This window comes from Nitrosomonas aestuarii, from assembly GCF_003046585.1.
GTDB lineage: Bacteria > Pseudomonadota > Gammaproteobacteria > Burkholderiales > Nitrosomonadaceae > Nitrosomonas > Nitrosomonas aestuarii.
In genome coordinates, this window is record NZ_QAAE01000009.1 from 1 (window position 1) to 13,289 (window position 13,289).

The window sequence follows — 13,289 nt, forward strand, 5'->3', positions numbered from 1 at the left end:
ATAAAAAAGTAATTGTGGAATGAGGCACGACTTGCTAAAGTGATTATGACAAAGTCGCTCGGTAATTAGACCGACAGTTTCCCTTGGTAATCACACTTACGAAAACAAAACAGTAAATAAATTGTACGATAAATTATTGATCATCGTTGGATGACAGAGGTAAATGGTGCAATTTACAGGGATACACGCATAATGATATCTTAATGGTCCAGAGGGTTTTCTGACCGGATCATTCAAACATTCTGTAACGACATGAATATTAGTAACTTCAGTATCTGCCTGCAATCTGGCTGGTATGTTTTTTTATTATGAGCGATATAGATTCACTAAACGAATACTTTTCTCGAAGAATTGAAGCGCGTGCGATTTATCAGAAACACGAAATCGGACATTGCCTTGCCGGATCTGAAAGTCATGGATTTTCCGCGGAGTCGCTATATCTGAATGAGTATTTTTATAAGCGGCTTGAGCAGGTCAGGGCTGACGTTCATAGTAAATCTACTATTTTATGTGTCCCGATTCCGGAAAATGGCAGCATCCCTAAAATCCTGAATGATGTTTTCAATATTGAGGCAGTATCCCAGATGGTGGGAAGGGCGTTAGGAACCGGCGAAAGTCGGACGCCTGATGTCGATGTGCCGATTGACGATGAAGACCACGCTTTTTTTGAAACAGAGATTCTTGAAGGCGATGAAGTGGATGAGGAAAACCGACAGGAAATCAGGGCGACGGGCGTTCTGAAATTCTTTGATTTGGTTCCGGACTGGCTTTCCAATAATCTGGATGCTTCGATCGTTCCTTTTGAAGACAGGTGGCTTGCCACACTGGATGTAAACTTAAAAAGTACCGGACATATTATCGTAAGCCCTGTGCCGCTCGGTATGCAGCTGGATCCTTACACCAACCGACGAATTGTTGTGACTTTATTTATGACGGGCGCTGTCAATACGAATGATAATGTGCCTTATCCACTGGAAGTCGAGCTTGATTATGATCCCATTCTCGGTTTCCTGGACGATGACATCGATATACCGGGTACGGGCCAAAAGTCGATAATGGCAATTCATGAAATTTATGATTCGGGTGACACGGTTGACGAACAAATCGCAGCCTTGAGAGGTGCTGAGCAGCAACAGGGAAATTTCATGAATGACGTTATTTCGGAGGTTGTCCCCAATCATCAAAACAACAATAAAGCCGCCGATGCCGACGAAATGGTGGAAGATGATGAATTGATGGAGGTTGAATTATCTTTTGCCGGTCACCGCAAAGATGAAATTGAATTAACGCTGGAGCAGCAGGTAGTTGTATATGTTGATCCTAAACATGTGGAATATGTCAAGGCACAACTTTCAGACGATTTGGTTTTTCTGACCGCCAATATGTCACTCTCATTTGGTTTGTATAATCCTGGTGCGCCACCGGATGGGTATGAAAATACCGAGCAGAATGATTATCTGCAATTATATCTCAGTATCAAGGAAGGTAACGGCGCAACGCTGAAAGATGCGATTGTTTTACATGGCGGGCCACTTCTGAAACTGGCCAGGCTAAAGCTGCCTAAGCATTTGCCCCGGAAAAAACCGGAGCAATTCAATCAGGATAAGTTTGCGCACGATACGACACTGACTGATAATTGAATCTGGTACTTCATCAACTTAGGAATGAAGAATCGTCACTTATTGCTGAGCAAGTTGCGGCGCCGTGTAACCAAGCGGCATCAATACCCACATTTTTCCCTGCTGTTTCATCTTTCCGGCCTGATTAGCCGCCTCGGGGCCATAACCCCAGAAGAAATCGGCACGTATACCGCCTTTGATCGCGCCACCTGTATCTTGCGCCACCATTAGACGGTTGAGCGGTTTGCTCGAATTGGGCCATGTTGTTGCCAGAAAAACAGGCGCGCCCTGAGGAATCGAACGTGGATCAATTGCAATGCTCCTGCCTGCTGTCAGCGGCACGCCCAGTGCTCCAATCGGGCCGGTCAGGTCACTGGGTAATTCACGAAAAAATACATAGCGCGCATTTTGCTGCAACAGGGCTGGCAGTTTATCCGGATTTTGCTGGCCCCATTGTTTGATGCCCTGCATGGAAGCCTTGTCCAAAGATAATTCACCCTGTTGTACCAGAACGCGGCCGATTGAATTATAGGGATAACCATTCTGGTCGGCAAAGCCGATTTTGACGATTTCACCCGTATCCAGCTGAATTCTTCCAGAACCCTGAATTTGCAGAAAGAATAATTCAACTTCATCGTCTACCCATAACAATTCATAGCCATTCAGCATGGCCGGGTTGTCCATAATTTCGGCGCGGCTATAGTAAGGAACAACTTTGCGGCCATCCAGACGGCCGCGCAGGCGTAAATCCTTCAGTTCAGGGTAGAGCGCTCCAAAATCGATAACCAGCAATTCATCTGGCGCGGCATACAGAGGGAAGCGGTAGCGTTCCGATGGCTGGCGGCTACCGTGCAACAAAGGTTCGTAATATCCGGTAACCAATCCTTCTTTGCCGCCATCGCTGCTGATAATCTGGTAAGGTGTGAAATTGTTTTCAAAGAAATTTCTCAGGTTGCCATTATCAGCAGGCTCTACTAATGCAGCAGCACATATTCCCTGCCATAAAGGCTGTTTCTTCAGTGCATGGCAGCTTTGCTGAAAAGCCTGCCAGGCTGGCCGCAAATCGTCTTCCAGCCAACCCGTCAAATCAGACCACTGCGCTGGAACATGTATAGATATTCGCTGCGGTTCTTCCTGAACTGAAACCTCGGGTTTGGCAGATTGTTCGATTGCTTCTGGTGGTGCAGTGGTTTCGCGCGAACATGCGGCGAGCAGTGTCAGTAACAGAATGATCGAAAAACAAGATTGGTATTTCATTGAATATTGGTTAGAGTTATATTCTTAAAACGTAAACTATACAACAAGCTGGGGATTTTATATATGTGGTGGTTATTGGTACTAGAAGCAATAGTGGCGCTGGGTTTGTTTGTTTTTGTCATCTGGTGGACAATGTTTTCGGGTAAAAAGAAAAATGACAGTAATAAAGAAGATTAACAGAAGACCTGCATGGATGCATCAACTATACTTCTTTCATGAAGAAGTTGAATGCAGATAATTAGACGGGGTTGTCTATGTCGATAAACTGATGCTGAATTCCGAATTCTCGTGCCAGATGCTCACCTAACGCCTGTACGCCGTAGCGCTCAGTAGCGTGATGACCTGCCGCAATAAAAGCCACGCCAGATTCGCGCGCCGCATGGACTGTCTGCTCTGAAATTTCACCCGTAATAAAAACATCGACCCCCTGTGCTATAGCTGCATCAAAATAGCTTTGCGCAGCACCGGTGCACCAGGCAATTTTTTTGATCGTTCGATCAGAATTGCCAACGACGAGTGGTTCGCGTGCCAGTGACAGTGAAATTTTTGCGCCCAATGCATGCAGTGGCATTGCCTTGATCAATTCCCCACGAATAGCAATATCCTGCTCACCAAACCGGCCTGTTTCAAAAAATTCCAGCCGTTTTGCCAATTGTGCGTTGTTGCCCAGTTGCGGATGAATATCCAGTGGCAGATGATAAGCAAACAGATTGAGTTCATTTTTTATAAGCATCGCAATGCGACGACCTTTCATGCCGGTGATGCAGGCATCTTCTCCACGCCAGAAATAACCATGATGCACGAGCACTGTGTCTGCTTTGCATGCAATGGCTGTTTCCAGCAGTTCAAGCGAAGCTGTAACGCCGGTCACAATTTTGTGAATGCGGTCCCGACCTTCCACTTGTAGTCCATTTGGGCAATAATCCCGGAAACGGGAGATATCCAGCAATTGATTTAGATAATTTTCAAGTTCATTTCGAAACATGGATTCTTTTCCTGTATGGTTGCACTATACAATACATATCGCAATACTAGCACTCCATCAGCTGAGTAATGACGGAACATTTTGTGAATGTCAGGCGGGTTGACTTTTCAGCGAGACTGGCCGCGTTTGGCCGCTTGCCACGGGTTACTCTTTCTTGTTGGCGAAACCTGCCTTGCCAGTAACGCTGAAAAGCTACCTGAATGGATTATTTTCAGGTTGATGGAGTGCTGATGTTGAATTGCATTAATTCGATGCTGGATTTTTAAATAATATATACATATAAAACAGTCGGTTAATCTTTAAAATAAGATGTGGTGTTTTTGCAATTAGACACTGATCAGTTTTTTCATCTTTGGGAGTTATAAGAATACATGTACAGGCTTTGGTTGATTTTTGCACAAACGGTAGCTATTTTACTGGCGATATTTTTTATTGTTTCCACATTACGCCCCGAGTTGTTGCCATGGAAACCACGCGGAGAACTCGTGACCATCAAGGAAACAACACCCAGTTTGATCGAAACCAGGCCCGACAGCTATTATGAAGCAGCCAGCCGTGCCATGCCCTCAGTAGTCAATATTTTTACCACAAAGGCTGTAAAGGAATCAACGCACCCGTTACTTAACGATCCTGTTTTTCAGCGTTTCTTTGGCGAACAATTTGAATCCAGACCGCGGCGCAGGTCAAATTTGGGTTCCGGTGTTATTGTCAGCCCAAATGGATATATTTTAACCAATCACCATGTAATTGAAGCGGCTGATGAGGTGGAAATCGCGCTGCCCGATGGACGTAAGGTTGACGCGAATGTCATTGGTTCCGATCCTGAAACCGATTTGGCCGTTTTGAAGATCGACTTAGAAGACCTTCCAGCTATTACTTTCGGTCAATCCGGACTGGCCAAGGTAGGTGACGTCGTTTTGGCAGTTGGTAATCCGTTTGGGGTCGGTCAGAGTGTTACGATGGGTATTATTGGTGCTTTGGGCCGTACCAAAGTGGGTATTAATACATTTGAGGATTTCATTCAAACGGATGCGGCAATCAACCCGGGAAATTCGGGAGGAGCGCTGACTGATACCGCTGGTAATTTGATTGGCATCAATACGGCCATTTATTCGCGCTCGGGTGGTTCCCTGGGTATCGGTTTTGCAATTCCCATACATATCGCCAAAGAAATCATGGAGCAGATTATTCAGTCTGGTAGCGTGACACGTGGCTGGTTGGGTGTCAGTATGCAGGATATGACCCGGGAGCTTGCTGATTCATTTGGTCTGGACAGAGCAACCGGCGCCTTGATTGCCGGTGTTCTCAAGGACGGGCCGGCGGAACGGGCGGGCATCAAACCCGGTGATATTATGGTCGCCATTGAAGGCCAGCCGATTACGAATTCCACAGCACTACTTAACCAGGTTGCTGCACTCTCGCCGGGTGATTTTGTGACAGTTACGATTATACGTAACAAAAAAGAAAAAGAAGTGCAGATTAAGGTTGGCGTACGTCCCCAGCAGATGTAGGGATTAACAAAAACAATTAACTGACATCAACTTATCAATAAATACCTATGAAAATCTCATTTGCTACTGGTTTTGTTTCTGTTGTAAATCAATGGTTCAGCGCTAATATTATATCGCTGGGACGTGAAATGCGGCTGTCTTATATGCCGCCGCTTATGGTTTATGTGGCTGCAGGAATTTCCGGATTGACCGGTATCGTCGGGACTTTTTATGTCAAAGAGAAGCTGGGGCTTTCTGCCGAATTCCTGGCGATGCTCGGGTTCTGGATGATGCTTCCCTGGGCGCTCAAAATGCCTCTCGGACACCTGGTCGATTTGATGTGGCGCTGGAAAGGTCTGTTAGTTTATTTGGGCGCCAGTTTAATCATGTTGAGTCTGCTCATCATGATTGGCTTACTCGGGCATACTGAGGCCATGGCCGCCATGGCTTCTATTGAAACCTGGTTCGTTATTTCGGCCTTGCTGGCACCCATTGGATATGTGTTGCAGGATGTCGTCGCGGACGCCATGACAGTGGAAGCTGTGCCGCGTGTTGATGAAAACGGACAGAAACTGGACCCTGCGAAACGTAAGCTGATGCATGTCACCATGCAGACGCTGGGGCGTGTAGCCATTATCGGCGGGGGTATTCTGGTGTCAGTGGCAAATGTTTTTCTGCTGCGTGATGCCGCTGCATTGCCAGAAGCCGAGAAAGAAGCCGTTTATTTATTTGTTTATCAGCTGGCACTCATTATTCCAGCGGTTTCCATTTTTGGCGTGATTCTGGCTTCATGGCTGCAACGGCGCGAAATACAGCAATTTATCTCCCAGGGACATAGCAGACAGGAAGCCATGAATCTGCTGGCCATACATGTAGAACCGCCGCCGGTTAACTGGTGGATTCTGGGTGGCGGACTGGTTTTTACAGTCGCCTCTTTGACCGTAGGTCTGAGTCGCATGCCAGGCGGAGAGGAGATTATTTTCATGATATCCATGGCCATTGTGTTATTCCTGATGTGGCGGTTAACGGGCGAGCTGGAACCCGAAGCACGCAATGTCCTGGTTGGCACCGCATTTCTGGTATTTATATTTCGTGCCATTCCGGGGCCGGGCGCCGGGTCAACCTGGTGGATGATTGATGAACTGGGCTTTGATCAGCAGTTTCTTGCTGTATTATCGCTGGTCGGTGCAACCCTGACGCTTTTCGGTATGTTTATTTTCCGGCGTTTTATGGCAGAGCGTTCCATCGCTTATATTATTGGATTTCTGACTATCGCTGGCACATTTCTGTCGCTTCCGATCATCGGTATGTATTTTGGTTTCCACGAATGGACGGCTTCGGTAACCGGTGGGGTAGTGGATGCGCGCTTTATTGCTCTGATTGATACAGCGCTGGAGTCTCCGCTCGGGCAGATCGCCATGATTCCCATGCTGGCATGGATTGCCAATTCGGCGCCTGATAAGCTCAAAGCAACCTTTTTCGCAGTGATGGCGTCGTTTACTAATCTGGCACTATCCGCTTCACAGCTGGGTACCAAATACCTGAACCAGTTTTATGAGGTTACCCGCGAAGTGAAAGATACTGTGACAGGTGAAATTACAATACCCGCTGATTACGGTGAACTGGGTCAGTTGCTGATCACAGTGACTATTATTGGTCTGGTCTTGCCGATAGTGGCTATCATTATAGTAAAGCATTCACGTTTTCGTAATGCGTGATTGCGATATGCAGTATACAAGTCAGGAGGGTTGCTCGTTTATTGAGCTAAGTGATATCAGTATTTGACGGTAATTCAATAATGCTAAATAGCGGGTAATTCACCATTTACTCGGTGAAATAAATGGCGGTTTTATCTGTAGAATTGCAGACATCAAGTAGATTTTTAATACTTCCTTATGAAAAATCTAAACTTGTAATCCTCCCTTGTGATAGTACTTGAAAGCATCTCTTCCCAGAGATGCTTTTTTTTATTTTCTGTTACTGTTTTTACAGAACGTACCGTGCTAAATCTTCACTCTGGGACAGATCTTTGAGCCGTTCATCTACATACGCCGCATCAATCTGGATGGTTTGTCCACTATGTTTGGGTGCATCGAACGAGATATCTTCCAGCAATCTTTCCATTACGGTGTGCAAACGTCTGGCGCCTATATTCTCAGTTTTGTTGTTGACAGAGAAAGCGATCTCGGCAAGGCGTTTGATGGCATCTGATGAAAATTGCAAATCTATGCCTTCTGTTTTCAACAACGCTTCATATTGGCGCGTGAGGCAGGCATCGGTATTGGTGAGAATTTGCTCGAAATCACTGACACTGAGACTGGCAAGCTCTACACGAATAGGAAAACGTCCCTGCAGTTCTGGAATCAGATCAGAAGGCTTTGTCAGATGAAATGCGCCGCTGGCGACAAAAAGAATATGATCTGTTTTAATCATGCCATATTTAGTGGATACCGTAGTGCCTTCAACCAGCGGTAATAAATCACGTTGCACGCCTTGACGGGATACGTCTCCACCCGATGAACTGCCTGAACGGCTGGTGATTTTATCGATTTCGTCCAGAAAAACGATGCCATTTTGTTCTACATTCTGAATCGCTTCCAATTTGAGCTCTTCGTCATTTACCATTTTAGCGGCTTCTTCCTCAATCAGCAGCTTCCTGGCTTCACGGATAGCCATTTTGCGTGTTCTCTTTTTCTCACCCGTCATGTTCTGGAACATCCCTTGAATCTGTGAGGTCAGGTCTTCCATACCGGGTGGTGCAAAAATTTCCATATTTGCGCGTGGTGCGGCAATTTCAATGTCAATTTCTTTGTCATCCAAATCACCTTCCCTTAATTTTTTACGAAATTTTTGCCGTGTTGAATTATCTTGTTCGGTCGTGCTGGTTTGAGAATCGAAATTACGGGCAGGTGGCAACAATGCATCCAGTATACGATCCTCTGCCCGGTCTTCGGCATGCGGTTGTTTTTTTCGGGTTTCTCTTTCACGTGATTGTTTTATAGCCATTTCTGCCAGATCGCGAATAATCGAATCTACGTCACGCCCGACATAACCCACTTCTGTAAATTTAGTGGCTTCAATTTTAATAAAAGGTGCGTCTGCAAGCCTGGCAAGTCGCCGCGCAATTTCTGTTTTACCGACACCGGTGGGTCCTATCATGAGAATATTTTTAGGAGTGATTTCCTGGCGCAACGGGTCATCGACTTGCTGTCTGCGCCAACGATTTCTAAGCGCGATGGCCACAGCACGTTTGGCTGAGTTTTGTCCGATGATATGTTTATCCAGCTCATGGACAATTTCCTGAGGAGTCATTTGAGACATAATCTTATAGTTTGAGATTGATGGGTTGTATGAACCAGCGCTGTGATACCTGATACGCTAAAACTTAGTCAATGGTTTCTATGACATGATCCTGGTTGGTATAGATGCACAGATCGCCCGCGATGGTTAGTGCTTTGCTGACAATTTCTTTGGGAGGCAAGTCGGTATTTTCCAGAAGCGCGCGCGCCGCGGCATGGGCATAGGAGCCACCGCTGCCTATCGCAGCCAAACCGAATTCGGGTTCAATTACATCGCCCGCGCCGGTAATAATCAATGTAGCATCTTCGTTGGCGACTACAAGCATCGCTTCCAGTCTGCGCAGTATACGATCAGTTCGCCAGTCCTTGGCAAGCTCAACCGCCGAGCGCATCAAATGTCCATGATGGGCTTCGAGTTTGCCCTCAAAACGTTCAAATAATGTAAATGCGTCTGCCGTGCCGCCGGCAAAGCCGGCCAGTATTTTGTCATGATAGAGTCTGCGGACTTTGCGTGCACTGGATTTGGCGACGACTGCGCCTAAAGTAACCTGGCCGTCTCCACCCAGCGCGACTTGATTTCCACGTCTTGCTGATACGATTGTTGTCATTGAATTCTGTTTTTTTAATTGTGTTGCAAAAAAATAATTATACCGTATAAAAGGTTATCTATTTTGTTAGAAAATTCTGGTCGATGCAGGTAACTTAAACGCTCTTTGTGAAAAGGGTGTGCAATGTCAGTTTTTATTCTTTATTTCTTTTTTGCGCGCGGGTGCGCAACGTCATAAACTTTCGCCAAATGCTGGAAATCGAGGTGTGTATAAACCTGCGTGGAGGTAATATGCGCATGCCCCAGCATTTCCTGAACAGCACGCAAATCTCCGCTGGACTGCAAAATATGCGAAGCGAAAGAATGGCGTAGCACATGCGGATGCACATTTTGGAGAATATTTTGCTGCCTGCTGTGTGCTTTTAAACGATGACTGACTGTCCTGGCGCTGATCGCTTTGCCATGCCTGGATAGAAATAATGCGGTTACACCCGGCCTGGCAATTTTTTTCTGGTGTTTCAGCCATATTTGCAGCGCGTCAATCGCCACTTTTCCTACGGGTACGATACGCATTTTACCCCCTTTACCATTGACGCGCACGGTACCATCCAAAAAATCAACGTCCCCGGGTTTAAGATGGGTGAGTTCTGCTAGTCTGAGTCCTGACGAATAAAATAATTCAAACATGGCGCGATCCCGAATTGTCAAAAGATCCAGGTCGGAAAACCGTAATAACTGTGCCGTTTCATCGGGAGACAATGCGTGTGGCAGTTTTTTTTGTGATTTGGGAACGCGCATGCCGGTGCAGGGATTATGTTGAAAGTGGTGATCACGTATCAGATAGTGAAAAAACCTGCGCCATGCGGAGAGCATGCGGGCCAGACTTCTGCCGGACAACCCCTTGCCGTGCAGCTGTGCAATAACCTGACGAATATGTTGTGGCTGCACCTGTTCCAGGGTGGCGCAAGCCAATTGTGTTAACAGGATATGAATATCATGCGCATAACTTTTACAAGTATGTGAAGACAAGCGGCGCTCATTGGAGAGGTATCCGCTGAAGGCCTCTGCCAACAATTCAGAGTTGTTGTTCATCAGGAGTATTATGACCGGATGTGTGGTTTGTATCCGCAATGAGTTCATGGCGCGCAATTGAGGCGCCGATTAAATCGCCTAGCCGCTTTAAATGCAGCGTACCCATGTCGGCATAAAATCTATTTGCCTCCGGACTGGCAAAAACCAACAAACCGATAGAGCGTGTAGTGCTGAGCGGAACCATGGCAAAAGACTGTAAATGCTCAGCTTCTTGGGTAAACAAACCACTTATTTCATCGGCGACATGACTGCCGCAATACGGATGAGCCAGGCTTGCGGCAATTGCATGAATATCTTCACTGGTTGGTGAAAATTCAACGTAATCCATATTTTTACAGTTCAAATCCCATAGTCGCATCACAAAATATGGGATGGAAAAATCCTCGCGCAAGCTAAAATCGAGTCCGCTTAAAAATTCGTCAAAATTGGATGCTGTCAGCAGCGTGATGGTTAAGCGATGCATTTTTTCACTGATGGCATCATTTTCTTCACCGAAACTGATCAATTCAAATAGCTTGTCCTGCAGAATTTTATTTTTGTCTCTTAATGCAATGGCCTGTCGTTCATGCAATGAGATCACTCTGTTGTCATGCGGGTGTGGAATATGCAGATCTGATAACAAATCAATATGTTCATTAAAAAAATCGGGGTGACTTACGAGATATTGCGCAACATTTTCCGGTTTCATTATTTTCCCTTGGTCTATTTGACTGGTTTGAGGATAGCTTTCTATGAATTATGTTATAAATTGATCTCACCTTCAAATACCGTTACAGCGGGTCCTGTCATCCAGACAGACTGGTTTTCTCCATCCCAGCTAATCGATAATTTCCCGCCGCGGGTGTTGACAGATACCGGGGTATCAAGCAGGTTTTGTTGGACACCAGCTACCACCGCTGCGCAGGCGCCTGTGCCACAAGCCAGCGTTTCTCCGGCACCGCGCTCAAAAACCCGCAATTGTATATTATGGCGGTCGATGATCTGCATATACCCGACATTAACTCGTTTTGGAAAGCGAGGATGTGTTTCGATTAATGCGCCTTCGCTGCCAACAGGGGCCTTGTCAATATCGCCAACAATACGCACCGCATGTGGGTTACCCATTGATAGTGCACTTATTTGGACAGTTTTTCCCTGCACCTCGAGTGAATAGGTCAGTGCACGATGGTCTGCGACGAATGGTATTTCTGCGGGTTCAAACTTAGGGATACCCATATCCACCGTTACTTCACCGTTTTTCTGTAGCGTAGGTGTTATCAGTCCGCTGAGTGTTTCAACACTGACTGGATTCTTTAGCGTTAAACCCTGATCATGCACATAACGCACGAAACAACGTGCGCCATTTCCGCACTGCTCAACTTCGCCGCCGTCGGCATTAAAAATACGGTAGAAAAAATCAGCATTACCGGATGCTTTTTCTACCATCAGAATCTGATCGCATCCAATTCCAAAGTGCCGGTCTGCAATAAAGCGCAATTGTTTTCGGCTCAATGATAGTGTCTGATTGATACAGTCGATGACGACAAAATCGTTGCCAAGCCCGTGCATTTTGGTGAATTTAATTTTCATTATTTAAAGTAGACTGAATAGTCGAATGGAATCAGGGTATCATTGTCATTAAATAATCATTCATGAAGAAGCCGCCGCCAATATCGACCACGCTATCTCCAACAACCCCAAACCCATAGCGCTGATAAGCATGGATGGCTGTATAATTCTGTTTGTTAACGGTTAGAATCAGTTTATTGCAGGCAGCGTTATACAGGGTACTGACTGCATCTTCAATAAGCATTTTGCCGTAGCCCTGACGGTGATGATCATGACAAATATATAATTTGTCTATTTTCAATTCACCTGGAACCGCAGTTAGCACGCAACATGAAAATCCAATAATGGTATTATCTAATACCAGTTTTTTCCACCAGATTCTTTCATCGACGAGTTGTGACTGTATCAACATTGGACAATACCGCTGCGCGAGCATGTAATTAATCTGTTCAATTGAAAGTATATTCTGATACTGCCGCAGCCAGATTTTTCGGGCTAATGATGAAATGGTTGGGGTATCGTGTTTTGTGAGCGGCAGAATTTCAGGCATTTAACACTTTGTTGCTTGAGTTCTTGAAAGCGATCTCAGTATACATAAGTCAAGTAAAAAACTGCAGGCTGGCTGTTGAAAAACATCTATGTTGCCATCGCAGCGTTAAAAGCAAGTTCAAAATACTCATTTATTATACATAAACTTCACACGCTCACTTGTTCTTGCCTTGCGCGTCGCCTGCCTCAAAACATTTTTCAACGGTATGCTAGTTTTAATTTCATTATTGCACGGCTTTAACTACACCGTCTTCCAGTTCCACAACTCGATCGGCAATATCCAGAATACGATAGTCATGTGTTACCAGCAGAATGGTTGTATTTGATTCTTTTGCAAGTTGCTTTAAGATTTCGACGGCGTCATGACCGCTCTGCCTGTCCAGTGATGCAGTCGGTTCATCGGCTAAAATTATTTTAGGTTGCCCTACCAATGCCCTGGCAATTGAAACGCGTTGCCGCTGTCCCCCGGAAAGTGCTTCCGGCAAATGATGCAGGCGATCACCAAGTCCCACGGCCGTCAGTATTCTTTCTGCCCGGTTTTGTCGTTCTTTTTCTGTCAGATCATATTGCATTTCCAGTGTCATGCAGACATTTTGCAAAGCTGACAGGGATTTGAGCAGATTATGCTGTTGAAAAATATACCCGGTTTGCTGGCGTATTTTGACTTTATCCCGATCAGTGCTATTGACTAGCTGTTGGCCAAGTATCAGTACACTTCCGTTTGAAGCCTGGCGCAGACCGCCAATAATGGTCAGTAATGTTGTTTTGCCGGAACCGGACGGCCCGGTCATCAATACAATCTCTCCTTTCTGAATGGTGATATTGACACCTTTTAAAACAGGCTGTGTCAAGGCACCACTGCCGAAACTATAATTCAGATTGTGAACTTCAATAACCATAACG

At 45.7% G+C, this 13,289-nt stretch carries 12 protein-coding genes; 3 read left to right on the forward strand and 9 right to left on the reverse strand.

The genetic code is table 11. From position 1 onward, the window contains the following. The first annotated feature begins 308 nt into the window (after positions 1-308). Entirely contained in the window at positions 309-1,640 is a 1,332-nt protein-coding gene (locus C8R11_RS08990) for a hypothetical protein (RefSeq protein ID WP_107795409.1), read from the forward strand. A 39-nt stretch (positions 1,641-1,679) separates the two neighbouring features. Here C8R11_RS08990 and mltA read toward each other — a convergent pair whose 3' ends face one another. Next, on the reverse strand, positions 1,680-2,876 hold the full coding sequence (gene mltA / locus C8R11_RS08995; RefSeq protein ID WP_107795410.1) for a murein transglycosylase A: 1,197 nt from the start codon (positions 2,874-2,876) through the stop codon (positions 1,680-1,682). Between the two features lie 238 nt (positions 2,877-3,114). After that, positions 3,115-3,861 (reverse strand): Nif3-like dinuclear metal center hexameric protein, encoded by a 747-nt coding sequence (locus C8R11_RS09000; protein ID WP_107795411.1) that lies wholly within the window; start codon positions 3,859-3,861, stop codon positions 3,115-3,117. Positions 3,862-4,232: 371 nt separating this feature from the next. Here C8R11_RS09000 and C8R11_RS09005 point away from each other — a divergent pair, with 371 nt between their 5' ends. Further along, positions 4,233-5,372, forward strand: a complete 1,140-nt coding sequence (locus C8R11_RS09005) for a Do family serine endopeptidase (RefSeq protein ID WP_107795412.1) — start codon at positions 4,233-4,235, stop codon at positions 5,370-5,372. Between the two features lie 47 nt (positions 5,373-5,419). Beyond that, positions 5,420-7,069: an MFS transporter gene (locus tag C8R11_RS09010; RefSeq protein WP_090699433.1), complete on the forward strand. Its 1,650-nt coding sequence runs from the start codon at positions 5,420-5,422 to the stop codon at positions 7,067-7,069. 268 nt (positions 7,070-7,337) lie between these two features. Here C8R11_RS09010 and hslU read toward each other — a convergent pair whose 3' ends face one another. The 7 genes from hslU to C8R11_RS09045 all read right to left on the reverse strand — a co-directional run bounded on the left by hslU (position 7,338) and on the right by C8R11_RS09045 (position 13,285). Continuing rightward, complete coding sequence (gene hslU / locus C8R11_RS09015; protein ID WP_090699430.1) at positions 7,338-8,672, reverse strand: ATP-dependent protease ATPase subunit HslU; 1,335 nt, start codon at positions 8,670-8,672, stop codon at positions 7,338-7,340. A 64-nt stretch (positions 8,673-8,736) separates the two neighbouring features. Next, on the reverse strand, positions 8,737-9,258 hold the full coding sequence (hslV, locus tag C8R11_RS09020) for an ATP-dependent protease subunit HslV (RefSeq protein ID WP_107795413.1): 522 nt from the start codon (positions 9,256-9,258) through the stop codon (positions 8,737-8,739). A gap of 140 nt (positions 9,259-9,398) precedes the next feature. Continuing rightward, on the reverse strand, positions 9,399-10,289 hold the full coding sequence (gene xerC / locus C8R11_RS09025) for a tyrosine recombinase XerC (protein ID WP_107795414.1): 891 nt from the start codon (positions 10,287-10,289) through the stop codon (positions 9,399-9,401). Then, positions 10,273-10,977, reverse strand: a complete 705-nt coding sequence (locus C8R11_RS09030; protein WP_107795415.1) for a DUF484 family protein — start codon at positions 10,975-10,977, stop codon at positions 10,273-10,275. Before C8R11_RS09030 ends, xerC begins: the two co-directional genes overlap by 17 nt. Positions 10,978-11,030: 53 nt before the next feature. After that, complete coding sequence (dapF, locus tag C8R11_RS09035) at positions 11,031-11,858, reverse strand: diaminopimelate epimerase (RefSeq protein WP_107795416.1); 828 nt, start codon at positions 11,856-11,858, stop codon at positions 11,031-11,033. Between the two features lie 31 nt (positions 11,859-11,889). Then, positions 11,890-12,387: a GNAT family N-acetyltransferase gene (locus C8R11_RS09040; RefSeq protein ID WP_107795417.1), complete on the reverse strand. Its 498-nt coding sequence runs from the start codon at positions 12,385-12,387 to the stop codon at positions 11,890-11,892. A 223-nt stretch (positions 12,388-12,610) separates the two neighbouring features. Beyond that, positions 12,611-13,285 carry an ATP-binding cassette domain-containing protein gene (locus tag C8R11_RS09045; protein WP_107795418.1) on the reverse strand — a complete coding sequence of 225 codons (675 nt, stop codon included), beginning with the start codon at positions 13,283-13,285 and terminating at the stop codon, positions 12,611-12,613. Positions 13,286-13,289: the final 4 nt, after the last annotated feature.